Annotated in this window: 17 protein-coding genes; 14 read left to right on the top strand and 3 right to left on the bottom strand. The window is 58.6% G+C overall.

Features of this window, described 5'->3' with window-relative positions; translation table 11 throughout:
* Nucleotides 1-494: 494 nt before the first annotated feature.
* Entirely contained in the window at nt 495-974 is a 480-nt protein-coding gene (gene sctO / locus M5G11_RS24640; protein ID WP_273912820.1) for a type III secretion system stalk subunit SctO, read from the bottom strand.
* Nucleotides 965-2,293 carry a type III secretion system ATPase SctN gene (gene sctN / locus M5G11_RS24635; RefSeq protein ID WP_273912821.1) on the bottom strand — a complete coding sequence of 443 codons (1,329 nt, stop codon included), beginning with the start codon at nt 2,291-2,293 and terminating at the stop codon, nt 965-967. Before sctN ends, sctO begins: the two co-directional genes overlap by 10 nt.
* Before the next feature lie 373 nt (nt 2,294-2,666).
* On the opposite strand from sctN, the gene M5G11_RS24630 reads away from it, so the two are divergent.
* The 14 genes from M5G11_RS24630 to M5G11_RS24565 all read left to right on the top strand — a co-directional run bounded on the left by M5G11_RS24630 (nt 2,667) and on the right by M5G11_RS24565 (nt 15,954).
* Nucleotides 2,667-3,275 (top strand): hypothetical protein, encoded by a 609-nt coding sequence (locus M5G11_RS24630; protein WP_273912822.1) that lies wholly within the window; start codon nt 2,667-2,669, stop codon nt 3,273-3,275.
* Nucleotides 3,256-3,531, top strand: a complete 276-nt coding sequence (locus M5G11_RS24625) for a TyeA family type III secretion system gatekeeper subunit (protein WP_273912823.1) — start codon at nt 3,256-3,258, stop codon at nt 3,529-3,531. Before M5G11_RS24630 ends, M5G11_RS24625 begins: the two co-directional genes overlap by 20 nt.
* 9 nt (nt 3,532-3,540) lie before the next feature.
* Nucleotides 3,541-3,912, top strand: coding sequence for a type III secretion chaperone SycN (gene sycN / locus M5G11_RS24620; protein ID WP_273912824.1), 372 nt, complete (start codon nt 3,541-3,543; stop codon nt 3,910-3,912).
* Entirely contained in the window at nt 3,909-4,265 is a 357-nt protein-coding gene (gene sctX, locus M5G11_RS24615) for a type III secretion apparatus assembly protein SctX (RefSeq protein ID WP_273912825.1), read from the top strand. The genes sycN and sctX overlap by 4 nt, the downstream gene beginning before the upstream one ends.
* A 1-nt stretch (nt 4,266) precedes the next feature.
* Entirely contained in the window at nt 4,267-4,611 is a 345-nt protein-coding gene (sctY, locus tag M5G11_RS24610) for a type III secretion apparatus assembly chaperone SctY (RefSeq protein ID WP_273912826.1), read from the top strand.
* Nucleotides 4,595-6,700 carry a type III secretion system export apparatus subunit SctV gene (gene sctV / locus M5G11_RS24605; protein WP_273912827.1) on the top strand — a complete coding sequence of 702 codons (2,106 nt, stop codon included), beginning with the start codon at nt 4,595-4,597 and terminating at the stop codon, nt 6,698-6,700. Before sctY ends, sctV begins: the two co-directional genes overlap by 17 nt.
* 41 nt (nt 6,701-6,741) lie before the next feature.
* Nucleotides 6,742-7,176 carry an LcrR family type III secretion system chaperone gene (locus M5G11_RS24600; RefSeq protein WP_273912828.1) on the top strand — a complete coding sequence of 145 codons (435 nt, stop codon included), beginning with the start codon at nt 6,742-6,744 and terminating at the stop codon, nt 7,174-7,176.
* A 68-nt stretch (nt 7,177-7,244) separates the two neighbouring features.
* Complete coding sequence (locus M5G11_RS24595) at nt 7,245-8,234, top strand: virulence-associated V antigen (protein ID WP_273912829.1); 990 nt, start codon at nt 7,245-7,247, stop codon at nt 8,232-8,234.
* Nucleotides 8,235-8,242: 8 nt separating this feature from the next.
* On the top strand, nt 8,243-8,734 hold the full coding sequence (locus M5G11_RS24590) for a SycD/LcrH family type III secretion system chaperone (protein WP_273912830.1): 492 nt from the start codon (nt 8,243-8,245) through the stop codon (nt 8,732-8,734).
* On the top strand, nt 8,731-9,921 hold the full coding sequence (sctE, locus tag M5G11_RS24585) for a type III secretion system translocon subunit SseC family protein (RefSeq protein ID WP_273912831.1): 1,191 nt from the start codon (nt 8,731-8,733) through the stop codon (nt 9,919-9,921). The genes M5G11_RS24590 and sctE overlap by 4 nt, the downstream gene beginning before the upstream one ends.
* A gap of 11 nt (nt 9,922-9,932) precedes the next feature.
* Nucleotides 9,933-10,871, top strand: coding sequence for a YopD family type III secretion system translocon subunit (locus tag M5G11_RS24580; protein ID WP_273912832.1), 939 nt, complete (start codon nt 9,933-9,935; stop codon nt 10,869-10,871).
* Nucleotides 10,872-10,948: 77 nt separating this feature from the next.
* Complete coding sequence (locus M5G11_RS24575; protein ID WP_273912833.1) at nt 10,949-11,347, top strand: YscW family type III secretion system pilotin; 399 nt, start codon at nt 10,949-10,951, stop codon at nt 11,345-11,347.
* Between the two features lie 340 nt (nt 11,348-11,687).
* Complete coding sequence (locus tag M5G11_RS24570; protein WP_273912834.1) at nt 11,688-12,314, top strand: response regulator transcription factor; 627 nt, start codon at nt 11,688-11,690, stop codon at nt 12,312-12,314.
* Nucleotides 12,315-12,324: 10 nt separating this feature from the next.
* A complete protein-coding gene (locus tag M5G11_RS24565) occupies nt 12,325-15,954 on the top strand; it encodes an ATP-binding protein (RefSeq protein ID WP_273912835.1) in 3,630 nt (1,209 codons plus the stop codon).
* Nucleotides 15,955-15,992: 38 nt separating this feature from the next.
* Here the strand turns inward: M5G11_RS24565 and M5G11_RS24560 are convergent, their stop codons facing one another.
* Nucleotides 15,993-17,195, bottom strand: coding sequence for an anthrax toxin-like adenylyl cyclase domain-containing protein (locus M5G11_RS24560; RefSeq protein ID WP_273912836.1), 1,203 nt, complete (start codon nt 17,193-17,195; stop codon nt 15,993-15,995).
* Nucleotides 17,196-17,283 lie beyond the last annotated feature (88 nt).

Genomic DNA, 17,283 nt, shown 5'->3' with positions numbered 1-17,283 from the left:
TCTGTTCCGCTCTAGGAGGCACCCTTGTCGACGCATCATGTTCGGCCACTACTTGTTGATGATGAGTGGCGGGTGCCGGAGCAGATTGCGCGTTTCCGTTTGGCAGGTTCGCAGATACTTGCACAATAGGCGCCGGTGGGCCTATCAACAGGGCCGGGGTTGCTGGCGTCGGGAGCGGTCGTTGATCCGCAGGAAGCTTGATGCGCTCTTCTTCAGGCTCGCAGCGCGCGTGCCTTTGCTGGGCCTTCTGGTGTTTGACGGGCGGCTTTTCCGGGCATGCCGGGCCGGGCATAACGACGCTACCCGGCACGTTTTCGGCGCTGGGAGCAGGCCTTGCCGGCTCACCATCGAGCTCTGGGTCGGTGCCACCAAGGCCGCTCTGGGCGTCTTCCTGCGCTGGCAAGTACGCCATGGCTTTCTCAAAGCGCACGCGATTGACGGGGAGGCACACTACTGCCGCTGCCGGCACTTCCAGAGGGGCACTTGCCTGCATATCAGGGATTTTCAAAGGTCTGTATCCCTTGGCGAGTGAAGGCTTCAAGCTCCAGCGCTTCCTTGTGCTCAAGCAGGCTTCGCTGTTCGGCAAACGCCTGCTGCTGAAGCTGATTGAATTTTTCCGCCTGTTGCCGGGCGCTTGCCAACTGCTGCTGGCTACGTCGCAGGCGCGCAAGTTGCTCATCCAGCAGACGTGTTTGCTCATCCAGCGTCTCGACCAGGCAGGCCTCGGCTGCACGCATCGCTGCTACCTGGCGCTGCCACTGCGCAAGCGTCTTGCGCTCGAGCACCTGGCCCTGATGGCAGGCAAGCAGCGTGGCTTCCTCACCCAGGCGCCAGTCACGATAACGCTGCAGCGATTCGATGCTCTGTTGATACACCGTCTCAATGCTGCGCAATTGCGCCAGTTGCTGGCGGGTATCGCGTTCAGCCTTGTCCAGCTTGAACAACTTGATCCGTACCAGGGTACTCAATGGCATTGTGCTAATACCTTCAGTTGCCCGATGCTCTGTTCAAGGGTCGACACTTCCCGGGTGCCTTGGCGCAGCCAGTCACGTATCGCGTCGTGCTTGGCGATGGCGAGGTCGGCAACGGCGTCTTGACCTTTCTGGTATTCGCCGATCTTCAGCAGCAGCTCGACCTCTTCGTACTTGGCCATCCACTCGCGCAACTGGCCGGCTGCCGCACGCTGCTCGGGCGAGACAATCTGGCCCATGACGCGGCTGACCGAGCGCAGCACATCAATCGCCGGGTAGTGGTTGGCAGCGCCCAGGGCGCTGGAAAGCACGATGTGCCCGTCGAGAATCGAGCGGGTTTCTTCCGCAATGGGTTCGTTCATGTCATCACCCTCCACCAGCACGGTGTAGAGCGCAGTGATCGAGCCCTTGTCCGATTGCCCGGTACGTTCCATCAGGCGTGGCAGCTGGGCAAATACCGACGGCGGAAAACCGCGCCGGGTGGGTGGTTCTCCCGCAGCCAGGCCGATCTCGCGCTGGGCCCTGGCGAAGCGGGTGACCGAGTCCATCAACAGCAGCACCCGCTGGCCCTGGTCGCGGAAGTATTCGGCGATTGCCGTGGCAACGAAGGCGGCCTTGGCACGCTCCATGGCCGGCCGGTCGGAGGTGGCCACCACCAGTACCGCCCGGCGCATGCCTTCTTCGCCCAGGTCCGACTCGATGAACTCGCGCACCTCACGACCACGCTCGCCAATCAGTGCGAGCACCACCACCTGCGCCTCGGCGTTGCGCATCAGGGTCGCCAGCAGGGTGCTCTTGCCCCCGCCAGCGGCAGCAAAAATACCCATGCGCTGCCCTTCGCCACAGGTCAGCAGGCCGTCGATGCAACGTACGCCCAAGGCCAGCGGCTGCGCGATCATGCGCCGGCTGAGCGGGGGCGGGGCGTCCTGATGGACCGGGTAATACGCAGCAGGTACTACCAGGTTTTCGCCGTTGATCGGCTTGCCCAGGCCATCGAGAACCTTGCCCAGCAAGTGCTCACCGACCGCCACACGGTGCGGCTGGCCGGTAGCGATGACCTCGGTGCGTGACGAAATTCCGTGCATCTCACCCAGGGGAATCAACACCGCCTGGTGCTGCTGGAAGCCGATGACCTCGGCAACCACCTCAAGGTCATTGCAACTGTCGCGCAGCAGGCACAGCTCACCGATCTGCACGCCAGGCACGATGGCGCGGATGACCGTGCCGGTGACCTGGCTGACCCGACCGCGCAGTTGAAGCAGTCGCGCGTTCTCGATAGCGAGGCTGATCTGTTGGGTAGGGTCTTTCAGAACCGCATTCATGAGGGGCATCTGGGGTGTGGGGTAGCCACTCTATAAAACGCGCCGGGCGCCCACCGTCAAAAAACGTCGCTTGTTTTTAGCTGTGGCAGCAGGGCGCAGGGATATAAAAACAAGCGACCAGATCTGGCGGCGGCAACCTGGCTGCGGGAGGAAAATTGCAGGTCCAGGACAGGTGCGGAGGTAGGTAGGAATGATGGGGCAAATCGGATCGACAGTACCGCTGAGCACGGCGACGCGTTCAGCCGAGCCAGCAGTGCCCGGCGCAAACCCGGCCAGGATCACGCTGCTGACGGCACGCCAGTCAGTCGCCGATAGCGCCAGGGAACTTCCCGAGAAGCTCGAAGGGAAGGTCTTGCCGGCACGCAGGAGTTCGATGGAGGCGACCGATCGCCAGCGCAACGAGTTGCTCAAGAAACTGGCCAGCCAGGAAAGCAAGGTCAGGGCGGTCGAGCCGAGCCAGGCCATGAATGCCTTGGTGGTTCAGGTGACGCGGGGTCAATTCGAGAACCTGTCGCAATTCAAGTCTCATCTTGATGCGTTGTCGGCGGATGCCAAATCCGAGCTGGCCGCTCAGCTCCAGCAACTGCCCTTGGCGGATGACGCCGCGATCAAGCTGGGTATGCGCCTGAACGGGATGTTTGCCCAGGTCGACGGCCGCGCCGACGCTGCGCTCGACCCCTTGGCGGCTACCTATACCGGAGCCCTGACCAGCAGCCTCAACCTGCGCGAGGTGCTGGACTACATCCGCAGCAAATACCCCAATACGCCGCTGACCCAAGCTGCAGGCTATGTGATGCGTGAGTTCAGCGCGGACCTGGACAGTTTCAGCGCCGGTCGTGGCCAGCAGGCGCGTGTAGCGGATAACGCAAAGTATGTGTTTGCCCTGGCCGGCTTGGCGTTGACCCGGCTGATTCTAGGGGTGGAGGTCAGTGTGGCCGCGCTGGTCAAGGGGGGCGAAAACAATGGCATCCGCGCCTTCTGACTTGATGGGCGACCTGATCACCCTGATCGACAAGCGCTGGGTCGGCGCCCATGACCTTGAGCGTCTGGCGGATGCGATGGGCATTGCCGAGGTGGTGCAGCGCATCCACTTCTACCGGGAGATCAAGCGCCTGATCCGCCTGTTGCCACTGTATGTGTTTGTCGATGACGAGCAGCGCCAGCACCTGCTCGATGTGTGCCAGCAGGTGCTGGACCACGCGGTTGATGAAGAAGAAGAGCGGCGCCTGGAGCCATGAGGATTATTTATGTTGTGGTGTGACGAGGCGCTCGCGCGCTTCTGCCAAGGCTTGGGTGTCGAGCTACCTGAAACGGAACGGTCGCTGATTACCCTGGAACTGGACCAGTTGGGGATCTTGCAGATCGAACGGCACGACGCCAGCATCACCTTGTGGTGGGTGCTTGAGGTTTCCAGCCATGAGGCTCCGGCAATCATCGAGCGCGCGTTGCGCTTGACCTACAGCTCGAGGGCCCCGGCATTGCCGTTGCGTTGCGGCTGGGTGGGTCGCTGCGAGTTGTTGCTGTTCATTACCCTGGCCACCACGCAGGTCACCTTGCCGCTGCTGCAGCAGGCCTATGAGACGTTGCTGGCAGCTCGCTACAAGGTACTCGACCGATGACCCTGGCGATTCGTTCGCAGGGCCAACTGCCACGGCCGGATTACGCCACGCAGCTGCTTGGCCCAGGCAACGTTTCTGAGCGTGCGCCGCTGGTGCCCGATGGCGGCGCGGTGGAGGCGCATTTCCCCAAGCTCTATCCAGCGAACAGGTCGCAACAGGTGTTGCAGGACTATGCCCGGCCGAGTGCCGAGGCATTCGGTGCGCTGTTGATTCCCGCAGTGTTTCGCAAGGAGCGCGAGGGCTTGCGGTGCCTGTTGCAGGCATCCGACGCGCCTGCTGCACAGTGGCTCAATGCACGTGGCGAAGATGAGCGCTTGCTGAAGATGTTGGTCCATTTGCTGGTTGAGGTCTGACGTGCTGCAGCTCAATGACACCCAGCAAAAAATGCTGTTGCTGCTGGGGTGGCTGGCATTCCAGTGTGGCCAGGCAGAGCGCGCCATCGACCTGCTGGAACTGTTGCTGGAGGCCCAGCCGGGCAACCTTCAAGCACGCAGGATTCTACTGTTGGCCTTGCTGCAGGCCGGCCATGGTGCAAGCGCCCAGGCGCACTGCGAGCACTTGCGCGAGCGTGGCGAGCGCACGGCGGCGCTGTGGTTCTGTGAGAGCCGTGCACGTCAGTTGTGCGGGCAACATGAGGCGGCACGCGAAGCCTTTGAACATTTTCTGAGTCAACAGGCTGTCGATGAACACGCTATCTGAGCTGCTGGTAAAAATCGGTACACGCAAGGACATCATGCTGGCCGCCATGCTGCTGGCCGTACTGATGATGATGGTCTTGCCGCTGCCGCCGTTCCTGCTCGATATCCTGATCGCGCTGAACATGACGATTGCCGTGGTGCTGATGATGATGGCGATCTATGTCAGTTCGCCGCTGCAATTCTCCGTGTTCCCGGCCGTGTTGCTGGTGACCACCCTGTTTCGCCTGGCCATCTCGGTAAGTACCACGCGGATGATCCTGCTGGAGGCTGATGCCGGGGAAATCGTGCACACCTTCGGCACCTTCGTCGCCGGCGGCAACCTGGTGGTGGGGTGCATCCTGTTCCTGATCATCACCATCGTGCAGTTCCTGGTGATCACCAAGGGCGCCGAACGCGTCGCCGAAGTAAGCGCGCGTTTTTCGCTGGATGCCATGCCGGGCAAGCAGATGAGTATCGACGGCGACTTGCGCGCCAATGTGATCACGGTCGACGAGGCGCGTGAGCGACGGGCCAAGGTCGAGAAGGAAAGCCAGATGTTCGGCTCCATGGACGGGGCAATGAAATTCGTCAAAGGCGATGCGATTGCCGGGCTGATCATCATCGTGGTGAACATCCTGGCGGGGATCACCATTGGCGTCATGCAAAAAGGCATGAGCACGGCCGATGCGCTGCAACTCTATTCGATCCTCACCATTGGCGACGGCATGGTTGCCCAGGTGCCGGCGCTGCTGATCGCCATTACCGCCGGTATCATCGTCACCCGGGATGCGTCGGACAGCACGACAGACCTGGGCTCGGACATCGGCGCGCAGGTCATGGCGCAACCCAAGGCACTGCTGATCGGCGGCGCCTTGCTGGTGCTGTTCGCGATGATTCCCGGCTTCCCCACGATCACCTTCCTGCTGCTCGCTGTGGTAGTGGGTGGCGGTGGCCTGTGGGCGCTGCGCTTGCGTAAGGCGCAGGAGGGCACGCCCGCCGCCAGGGACCTGCCTACGCTGTTGGCCCAGGGCGCGGGGGCACCCAGTGTCAAACCCAAGGCCCTGGCATCTTCCAGAATGGCGGGCAAGGACGAGTTTGCCATGACCGTGCCGTTGTTGATCGATGTCGATGCCAGCCTGCAAAAGGCCTTGGAGGCGTTGTCGCTCAATGACGAGCTGGTGCGCGTACGCGGTGCGCTGTACCTGGATTACGGCGTACCGTTCCCGGGGATCCACCTGCGGTTCAACGATGCCCTGAAAAACGGCGAATACCTGATCCAGCTGCAAGAAGTACCCGTAGCGCGGGGCCGGTTGCGGCCCGATCACTGGCTGGTGCAGGAAAAAGCCAGCCAGCTGGACTTGATGGGGGTGGCCTATGACACGGGTGAGCCGGTATTGCCGGGGGAGCCCACGCTGTGGGTCGCCGAGTTGCACAAAGAGCGTTTGCAACGGGCCGGTTGCAGCTTCCTGGCCATGGACCAGGTGCTGACCTGGCACCTGAGCCAGGTGCTTCGCGAGTACGCAAGCGACTTTATCGGCATTCAGGAATCGCGTTACCTGCTGGAGCAGATGGAGCAAGGCTATGCCGAACTGGTCAAGGAAGCGCAACGCATCCTGCCCTTGCAACGCATCACTGAAGTGTTCCAGCGCCTGGTCAGTGAAGACATCTCCATCCGCAACATGCGCGCGATTCTCGAAGCCATGGTCGAGTGGGGGCAGAAGGAGAAGGATGTGGTGCAGTTGACCGAATACATTCGCAGCAGCCTGAAGCGCTACATTTGCTACAAGTATTCCAGTGGCAACAATATCCTGCCGGCCTACTTGCTTGATCAAACGCTCGAGGAGCAAATTCGCAGTGGTATTCGCCAGACCAGTGCGGGTAGTTACCTGGCCCTGGAGCCTGAGGTGACCGAGGCATTTCTAGACGGTATCAGGCAGACCGTAGGTGACTTGGCAAACATGCAGGTCAGGCCGGTATTGGTAGTCTCGATGGATATTCGCCGCTATGTCAGAAAGTTGATCGAAAGCGACTATTACGCACTGCCGGTGTTGTCCTATCAAGAGTTGACGACGCATATCAATATTCAACCCCTTGGGCGCGTAACGCTCTAAGCGCGTAACAGCCACGCCACTATTGAACAGGTACCGTATCGATGGACACCGACAAGATTGAAGGGTGGCTGCGCGCGCACGGTCACCCGGTTATTCCTTATTACTGGTTGCATACCCGTATACAACTAGGCTGGCAATTCACCTATCGCGGCTGCGATGTGTGTTGGCGTTGCGAAGGCAATCGCATCTGGATTGTCATGTTTCGTCGTCAGGAAAAGCGCGGCGGCCTCGATAATTCATTCGCGGTGCTCTATGTACTGGCTCAAGCAGCACTGGCTATGTATGGCCCGGGTTACAGCCTGTATGGCAACGTGGACATGTTGGCCGGCAGCCCGTTGCAGGCCAATCGCTTGCGCCGCTTTTATCTGCGTTGGGCTGGCGCCGCAGAACCGAGCCCTGGTTGGTTTGAACTCGATGTGGGCCGCGTGTGTTCGCTGCGCAGTAGGCGCAATCAACAAAATGCCGCCGACGACTGATAGTCAGCGCCGTGGCAAATACTTAATTTACGGTAAGGGACATTGAACTTCACCCAGAGTATCTAACCGTGATTGAGTCTACTGCTGGTGTTACCCAGCGCCTTGCTACGGCTGTTGAGCGGCCCACGCCATTGGCGCAGGGCGCGCCGGATTCGGTGGTGGAGGCGCTGCTGAAATTGATGCATGAGCGCCGGGTCGTGATCGTTGGCCCGGATGAAAAACCGCTCGGCCCGCGTCAACTGCTGCCCTTGTTCGCAGGGGTGCTGCCAGAGGCGGCCATGCGCGCGGGGAGCTTGTCGGATGGGCTGAGTACGGCGGTCTATGCCGACTGGGCAAACCGGATCAATACCTATGCCGATCAGCGCCCCGGGGTGCCTTTGAGCGTGGCGTCATTCATTCATGGGGCACTGCCCAACCCGCTGGAAAGCCTCTTCTCGGTGTTTGCTGACCCCCCGGTGCTGGGCGCACGCATGGATGTCGATGTGATTGACGTTTACAAGAAGGTCATGGAAAGGAACGAAGTCAAACGCAATGACATTCGTGACTTGCTGTCCAGCCTGCAAGCGGAAGCGAAGATCTTCTCGATCATCCAATCTGACATCAATAAGGCGATGGCCGCAAAGGAAAGCTTCTCGACAACCTCGAGTAATCTCGCTGACCGCTCGCTCTATGGTTACACCTCCGAGGAGCAATGGAAGAACAGTGCGGAGTTCAAGTTGTTGAGTTCACTCGATACCTACTCCGGGGATATGAGCAAGTCCTTCACCATCAGTGATTTCTTGCGCGGTGTTACAAAACCAGGCACCTCAGGGCCGCAAAAAGAAAGCGGCAGCATGAAAGGTGTAAAAGATTCTTACGCCTTCGATAAGGATAACAATCCCGTGGCCGCCTTTGCCGGTGCCGTAGGCGACCGGGCGCGCATGGTCAATGACAAGGTTTCTCAGCAAACCATCGTATTGAAAGATGTTACCAGCCGCTATGACACGGCCATCGAAGGCATGAACCGTTTCATTGATAAATATTACAACTTGATGAGCGATATTCTTCGCGCCCTTTAAGGAAGACCATGAACACTCAAGCAGACGCCTGCGCGGCTGACGTTGATCAGGCACTGGAAAGCTTCCTGGCCGAGGGCGGGACTCTGGCCATGCTTAAAGGTATTGCCACTCCAGAGCTGGAACAACTTTACCTGATGGCCTACGGGCATTATCAGTCGGGCAAGTTTGAAGCGGCCCACGGTGTATTCAAAGGGTTGTGCGTACTCAATCATTACGATGCCCGATTCTTTCTTGGGCTGGGTGCCTGTCGTCAGGCGTTGAAACAGTATGAGCTGGCCATTCAAAGTTATGTATACGGGGCCCTGGTGGATATAAAGGATCCGCGTTTTCCTTTTCACGCCGGCGAGTGCCACTTGCAGTTGGGTGATCTGACGGCCGCTGAAAGCGGCTTCTACTCAGCCCAGGCGTTGGCCGAGGTACACCCGGAACATGCTGATCTGGCCATGCGTGCAGGTGTGCTGTTGGAACATGTTGTTACTCAGAAAAGGAATGCTTCATGAATGAAGTCAATGCATTGATCAGTCGATTTACGCCACTGGCGGGCTTTGCCGCAAACGATGAACCTGCGCGCTCGGCCTCAGTGGCCGCTGCCAAGGTGGTGGTGAGCCACGGTAGCGGATCGGCTTCGGCCCGACGCGGGGCAGGGGGCGTGATGCTGGATGCGCCGGGCACCCTGAGCGAAGCACCTGCTGGCAGCTTTCAAGGGGTGGCAAACGCGCTGGGCGATGCGCTCAAGGCTCAGGAGCGCTTTGCCGTGGTCATCAAAAGCCTGGCTGAAGCCGGGGAGGCGGCCACTGAAAAGGGTAAGTTTCGCTTCAGCTCCATCGAAGATTTCGCAATCTTCCTGGGGGCAAAGATGTCCACCATCAAAGAGCTGCAGAGCAAACTCACGCTGGAAGACATCCAGCGCGCGAAGCTGGTTGGGCAGGAAGAAATGAAAGCCAACGACGAGAAGCTGCAAGCCTCGTTGAAGGCGGGAACCGAGGCGAGCAAATCCGGGCTGGCCGCGCGGATCTTTGGCTGGATCAGTTCAGTGGCAGCCATCATTGTCGGTGCCGTCATGGTGGCGACCGGCGTGGGTGCGGTCGCCGGTGCCTTGATGATCGCGGGCGGTGTAGTGGGGGTTGTCTCCTGTGCCATTCAGGAGTGCGCCAAGGCGGGGTTGATCAGCAAGGATGTCATGGCCTGGCTCGGCCCGGTGCTGACGACCGTAGAGGCGCTGCTGGCAGTGGTCGGTGCAATAGTGACCTTTGGTGGTAGTGCTGCGGGCCTGGTGGCGAAACTGGCCTCCAAGGCTGCGCCGAAAATCGCGCAGATGGCCGAGAAGGTTGTCAGTACGCTGAACCACATCGCGCAGTTGGGTACCAAGGCGGCTTCGGCAACCAGTTCGCTGGTTCAAACGTTGCTTAAAACGGCTGCACCCGTGGCAGATATGGTGGTGAACGCAGGCAATACCGTGACGCAAACCACCCACCAGGGTTTGAGTGCCAATGCGGCCATCAAACAGGCTGACCTGCAGCAGTCGCGCGTGAAGCTTGAGGCCCAGCAAGCACTGGTGGATCAACTCAACAACGCGTTGCAGCAGCTGTTCGACGCCTTCAAAAGCGTTTTCGAGACCTTGGCCAAGCTGTTGGCGGATCGTGCCAATAGCCAGCACAACCTCTCCCGTAGCCCGAACACTATCTAAGGTGCCCAGCCATGAGTATTGAAGTCACTACACGTCACGCGATTGATTCGACATTCGCCCTTCAACCCTTTGCCAGTGCCGTTCGAAAAGATGAAATGGCTTATCGTGCCGGCGCGCTCAAACAGCCGAATGCCGTTGACCTTGAAAAGGCCAACCTCGACCGGCCACAGGCAAAAGTCGACGATAAAATTCGCCAGGTGCTCAGCAAGCTGGATCTGGACACCGCAATGTTGTTGCTGATTTGGCAGGCCAACAAGGATGCCAAGCACATGTACATGACCCTGCGCAGCATCGAGTCACAGGCATCGCTGGAGTCGAAGAAGGCGCAAGTTGCAGAAATGTACAACAGCGGCAACTGGATGATCGCCGGGGCGGCGATGTCCGGCGTCACCGGGTTACTGGGGAGTGGCATGAGCGTTGCCGGGTTCTCCAGCAGCCTTGAAAGCGCTTCACGCATGAAGCGCGTCAACAGCGATATTACCGGCCTGGAGAAAAAGCTCGCGGCGATCGACACCCTCAAACCGGCCATCAACAAAGCCGACATTGCCGTGGATGTCGATCTCAAGCCGAAACTCAAGGACATGAGCGACGCTGAGTTCTTTGCAGGTTTCGATCGTCATCGTCTGGAAGGCTCGGTAGCACAATCAAAAGCCAGGCTTGAAGTGCTCGGTGAGCGTCAGAAAAAGACCGAACAATTGGTCGAGCAGTTCAAGGCCCATTCGATGAGCATCAATGGCGTGGTCAACTCCTCCCTCCAGGCCAAGCAGGCCTTTATCCAGGGCGATGGCAAAGAGCACGACATCGATGCCAATGAGCATGATGGCAACAAGCAAAAGGCGGCCGATATTATCCGGGCGTTGGAAGACAGCCAGAAAGAACTCTCGCAACTGATGAAGGAAATTACCGAATCCGTCAACCAGGCCATGCGCGCGGCGAGTGGTGTTGCCTGATTTAATTGCCAAGGGTGGCGACGGCACTTTTCGGTGCCGTCGCCTGGTGAGTAGGTAGAGTATTCAAGATAAACCGAATGAACCTCATCCTGTGTGCGACGAGTTGTTTGTTGCTGAGCGGCTGCGTTGCGGTTGCACTTGAACAGCCAGTATTTAGCGGGCGTGTCGACCTTGCACCGCCGTTGACCCGCTCGGGTTACCTCACTGTGCAACGCTACAGCGCTCAAGGTGCTGACCTTCGCCTGGTCGGCGAGCAACGCTATCGGGTCAACCTGCTGCCACTCTATTTTGAGTTCAGCCGTGATGTGCCTGGGGCAGTGGTGGTCAGGGCCCAATTATCCTGGAGCGAGGGAGGGGCCGTGCAGGCACAGGTACTCGACACCCTTCAGCCCGGGAAACGGGCGCGGCTCACGCTCAAGCCCCTGCCATGTTTCCCGCAGTGCACGACTGGAAAAACCCAGGCGGGTACATTGTGACAAATTGCCACTGGGGCTTGAATTGCGCAGTACGTTCTACTACCTTGCGCGGCTGCCTCGTACGCGGTGTTTTTGTACGAGCGCACTCATAAAAAGCATTTCTCAGGGTGGTGCATCACGCGTAGCGTGGCGCAGCGGCCCTGTTTTTCGTGCGTAAAGCGTCACCTGCCTAGCCAGATAGTCTTACTTCAGCCAACCCCACTTGAACGGGTGCCTTGCACCGTGCGCGCGTGTGCCGGTTGGTGCGCTGCTGCTGTTGTGTGCCCAACAGTCCAGCACCAATATTTGACGCCAGCCAAATGTCGTTATATCGGCTGGCGTGTACTCAATAGGTAAATTGATGCACACCGCACTCATCGTTGATGATCACCCCTTTATTCGCAGCGCCGCCAAAGTACTCCTGCAACAGGAACAGTTTGAAGTTGTCGGCGAAACGGATAATGGTTCAGACGCCGTGCTGTTGGCCCAGCAACATAAACCCGACCTTATGCTGCTGGACATTGCCCTGCCAAAACTTGACGGCCTGGAAGTGTTGAACCGTATCCATGCGTTCAACCTGCCGACGCGGATCCTGGTGCTGACCTCGCGGCCCGCCCCCTGTTATGCCGTGCGCTGCATGAAAGCCGGGGCGGCAGGCTACATGTCCAAGGCCGAAGACACCAACGAACTGATCCGGGCCATTCGGGCGATCATGTCCGGCTATACCTTTTTCCCCAACCTTGCCAGCGGCTCGGTACGCCGCAGTGATGTTGAAGTGACCGAGCAGGCATTGATCAAGCGGCTCTCCGACCGCGAGTTGAGCATCTTGCAGCAACTGGCAACGGGCATGTCGAACAATGAAATCGCCGAGCTCATGCACGTCAGCAATAAAACCGTCAGCACCTATAAAAAACGCATGATTGAAAAACTCAATGTCAAGTCGCTGGTGTACTTGGCCGAGTTTGCCAAGCGTAACGACCTGGTCTAGATAACACGCCATGCGCAACTATGTGATCGCGGTAATCTGTACCCTCTGCCTGTTCAGTACGCTGCTTGAGGCAGCTGAATTTCAGACAATAAAACTCTACGGCCGCTCTTCCGTTGAAAGTTACCAAGTGGCCCTGGATGACGCCGACAGGCAATGGTTAAGTGCGCGTGGCCGTTTGGTATTGGGTATTTCTGCGCCCGATAACGAGCCTTTTGAAATCACCGCAAATGCCCAGGGCTTTGAAGGCATCACGGCCGACTATGCGGGCTTGCTCGGCCAATTGCTGCACGTCGATATTGACGTGCGCCGCTACGAATCGCGAGACGCGCTGATACGTGCGGTGAAAAGCGGCGCTGTCGATTTGATGGGAACCGCCAACAACTTTGACGCCGAGGTGCCGGGGTTGGTGTTGTCCGTGGACTATGCCGAAGATGAGCCGGTCGTGGTGACGCGCACTCAGGACAACGAGAACCTGTCCCCGCAAAGTGCCGGCAAGAAAGTTGCCATGTTCTACCGTTACCTGAAGGCCGAAGCCCTGGCCAAACACTATGCCGACCTTGACCTGCGCCTTTACCCTTCATCGCTCAGCGCCTTGAGCGCGGTCGCCTTTGGCCAGGCGGATGCCTATATCGGCAACGCCATCGGGGCCAACCACCTGATCAACAAGAACTACCTGAACAACGTCGAGCTCAACCCGTCATTGCTCGAGGCCGGCGAGATAGCCTTTGCCCTTGATGAAAAAAATACCCGGCTCCTGCAAGTCGTCAATCGTGCGCTTGAAGTCATTCCCAATAGCGAGCGGGGGACCATCCTGCGCCGCTGGAATGCCATTCGTATCGATGTCCCGGGGTTGAGCCGCCTGCATTTCAGTGATACCGAGCGGCAATGGCTGGACCAGCATCCGCGACTGAAACTGGCGATCGATGGTATCTATCTGCCGCTGACCTATTTTGATGACAAAGGACGAGTCCATGGTTTCACCGCAGACATCCTGGCGCTGATCAGCCTGCGTACCGGGCTGAAGTTCGATGTGGTCGCCGGCGGCGCTACCGATACCTTGATGAGCTCATTGAAAAAGGGCGAAGTGGATATGGTCGCCACGGATGCGCCAGGCAATCTGCCGGCAGACAAGTTCGTGTTCAGCCAGCCGTACTTGAGCATGCCTTATGTGATGGTGCGCAAGGCGGGCTCCGGGAGGCCAGACTCGCTGGATGACATGGGCGGCAGGTCGCTGGTCCTGACCGAAGGCAGCGCCTTGCAAGGTTTTGTAGAAAAAAACTACCCGAGCGTACGAATCGTGATCGTGGCGCAGGCCAAAGACGCGCTGGAGCTGGTCGCTCAAGGCAAGGCAGATGCTCTATCGCTTTCGCTGTTCAGCGCCCGCTACCTGATTTCCAACAAGTACCTGGACACCTTGTGCATTACCGGCACGGTGGGCATCGCGCCGGCACAGCGCGCCTTTGCAATCGACAACACTTCACCGGAACTGGTGTCGATCATCAACAAGGCCTTGCTCAGCATTACCCCGGAAGAAACCGCGGAACTGACCAACCGTTGGCGCAGTGCGGTGATGCTCGACGACAGCCTGTGGTCGCGTCATCGTGCAACCATCATCCAGGGCATGGTGCTGGCAGCCTTGATATTGGTGCTGGCGTTGGGCTGGAATACCTATTTGCGGCTGTTGATCAGCAAGCGCAAGAAGGCCGAAACCGCGCTTTACGATCAAATGGAGTTCATGCGCACGCTGATCGACGGTACCCCTCACCCGATCTATGTACGCGACTACAACGGCAGCATGGTGCTGTGCAATGCGGCCTACCTTGATGTATTCGGCGTCCAGCGTGAAGACGTCATCGGCAAGACTGTCGTTGAAGGCACGTTCCTTGATGCGCAGGAGGCCCGCCGTTATCACGACAATTACCTGGAAATCATGCGCAATGGCGTACCGAGCCTGCGCGACGGCACGCTCAGGCTGGCTGGCGGTGAACTACTGACCATTTACCACTGGACCTTGCCCTACCGCGGCAGCCAGGGTGAAGTGACCGGCATGATCGGCGGCTGGATCAACGTCAGTGAGCGTCAGCATTTGCTTGAGCGACTGGAGGAAGCCAGGGTGTGCGCGGACAACGCCAACCGTGCCAAGAGCATATTCCTGGCGACCATGAGCCATGAGATCCGCACGCCCATCAATGCAATTATCGGCATGCTCGAACTGGCGATGAAAAAGGCCAAGCAGGGCATTGTCGATCGCCTGGGCATTGAAGTGGCCTCCAGCGCCGCACAGGATTTACTGGAGTTGATTGGCGATATTCTTGATATTGCCCGGATCGAGTCCGGGCGCCTTTCACTGGCGCCTGAGCGCGCCAACTTGCTGGAACAGGTCAACTCGGTGGTGCGGGTCATGGACGGCATGGCGCGGCAGAAGCACGTGCCGCTGATTCTGGAGTTGGATGACGCGGCCAATCAGGATGTGTTGATAGACCCTTTGCGCTTCAAGCAGATCTTTACCAACTTGCTGAGCAACGCCATAAAATTCACGCGCCAGGGCGAAGTGCGGGTGATTCTGCAGGTTGCGCCTTCAAGTACGGTACAAGAGCTGGATATCTGCCTGCGCATTGAGGACAGCGGCAGCGGTATCAGCGATGAAGACCAGCAGCGGCTGTTTACCCCGTTTACCCAAGCCAGCAACAATACCGACTCGGCGCGCAACGGCGCCGGCTTGGGGCTGACGATCTGTCGTACCTTGTGCGACATGATGGGCGGGCAGTTGTATTTGTCCAGTGAGTTGGGCAAAGGCACCCAGGTTCAGTTTTCACTGCGTCTGCCTGCACTTGCCCCCATGAAGGCAACCGCGCCCGAGCCGGCAGAGCTTGTAGCGCACCCGCATGTTCTCAATGTACTGGTCGTCGATGACTACTCGGCCAACCGCATGCTGCTATCGCAACAGTTGAGCTTTCTCGGCCATCGGGTACGTGATGCCGAGGACGGCGTGCAAGGCTTGCGTGACTGGCACAATAGCCGCTACGACGTGGTGATTACCGATTGCAACATGCCGGCCATGAATGGCTATGAACTCGCGCGGGCTATTCGCGAAAGCGAAGCGCTCAGCGGGCGTGCTCCTTGCCTGATCATCGGTTGTACTGCAAACGCGCAGCCTGAAGTGGAAGAGCGTTGCCGGCATGCTGGTATGGACGCGTGCCTGTTCAAACCGGTGCGTCTCAAAGACTTGAGCGATAGCCTGGCGGGCGTAATGCCCAGGCCAAAAAGTGCACATCTGTATGATTCACTGCTTGATAGCGGGGACATCGATATGCGCAGCCTGCTGCAATTGACGTTGGGCCAGGCAACGGTTGCAAAGGAGCTGCTGGTCGAGCTGATGGCCAACACCGAGGCGGATATCAAGCGGTTGCTCACCCACTATCTGGCGCAGGATGTCGACGCGCTCGCGCAACTGGCCCACAAGGTGAAAGGCAGTGCCCGGATCATCGGTGCGCGGAACTTGATAGCTGCCTGTGAAGGGCTTGAGCAAGCGTGTAGTGAGGGGGAGGGTGAGGTACTGCTGACCCACACGGTGGATGAGCTTCACCAGGCAATGGAGCAGGCGATGCTTGTGATGGATGAACGGCACTCCGAGCTTTAAATCGCGGGACCATCTTGTCGAGCGGCCCCGCGGGCGGCTTAGCCGCGAACCAGGGTGGGTTGTTTGGATGCCTCGGCAAATACGTTCTGCAGGTTTGTAAACTTCGAGAGCGACGCTGCTTTCACTTCCGCTTCCCACTTCGGGTTCATCGGTATCTGGAACCCATTCTCTTTCGCCTCTTGGACCAGGTCTGCCAGCTCCCGGCTATTGTTCACAACGACGATTTCGTCATAGCTGCCCAGCTTTACAGGCAGGAAGAACGTCGCGGGATAATTTGACGCGGTATCGGTAACCGGGTTGCTTGCGTCGGCGCTGTGATGAAAAACCGGCGGGTTCGTACCAACGACTGCCTCATTGAGCAAGGGAACCATTTTGTTCAAACGCGCTGTGGAATTACCCATTTCGGAGTCTGCTTTGCTGTAAAAGCTCTGAGCACTCTGATAGTCCTGCGTGGCCCCGTCGGGTACTTGGCTATATTGATCCATGCGTTTCTTGAAGGTGTCATGGTCGACGTCGGGAATGTCGAGCTTGTCTTGCGACCCATAGTCGCCGATGTGTGGCGCGATCAGCAGTAAGTCATAGTCTGCGGTGAGTGGTTTGCCCTCGGCTTTATCGCTGAGTACCATCAATGGCCGTCCCTGTTGAAAAATTTCGTACTCAGGGTCGGGGCCATCGCTGCGTTTATAGGCATCAAACTCGTAGAGGGCATCACTCGGCGCGCGGGCACTCAGCTTGACCAAGTTGGGGTCGTCGGTAGAACGGCTTTCCGTGAGGCAGCCCATCGCGAGCAAGTCGTTGATTCGTTGCTTGGACACAACCAGCGGTATGCTGAATGCATGACCTTCGCTGATGCATTTACCCACTTGCTCGTTGAACGCGTCGAGGCGCTCCAGCTTTGCTTCAAGTTTGCTGAAGGCCTGATTGACCGTGATGGCGCCTGCTTGCGGCCCCCAGTTCGAACTTTTGCCCTTGATATGCAGGTTCTTGGTCGGCGAGCCTGATTCAATCAACCCGGTCGCAGCGTTTTCCACTGGCCTGATTGCAATCACACAGTTCTGCGCCTTGGCCACGGCTTGCAGACGAGCCAAATGGCTGGTGACAATGCCGGTGTGGTCCTTGACCGTGTCAATCACGCTTGCAAGCGCCTTGGCCGCAGCGCTTGCTTGTTCTTTGCTGGTAGCCTGGGTGAGTTCCAAGTGCGCCAATTGCTGTGCACGGTTCCCTGGGATTACTCCAATCATGTTTGTTCCTCACTGATGCCCTGATGCGGCACGGGTATTTAGTTAGCGACCGCACCAATCATCCAAATCCTCTTTTAGTTGCGCTATC

The sequence above is a fragment of the Pseudomonas fontis genome (assembly GCF_028656955.1).
GTDB classification, from domain to species: Bacteria; Pseudomonadota; Gammaproteobacteria; order Pseudomonadales; family Pseudomonadaceae; genus Aquipseudomonas; species Aquipseudomonas fontis.
This window is presented reverse-complemented; position numbering and strand designations above follow the sequence as displayed.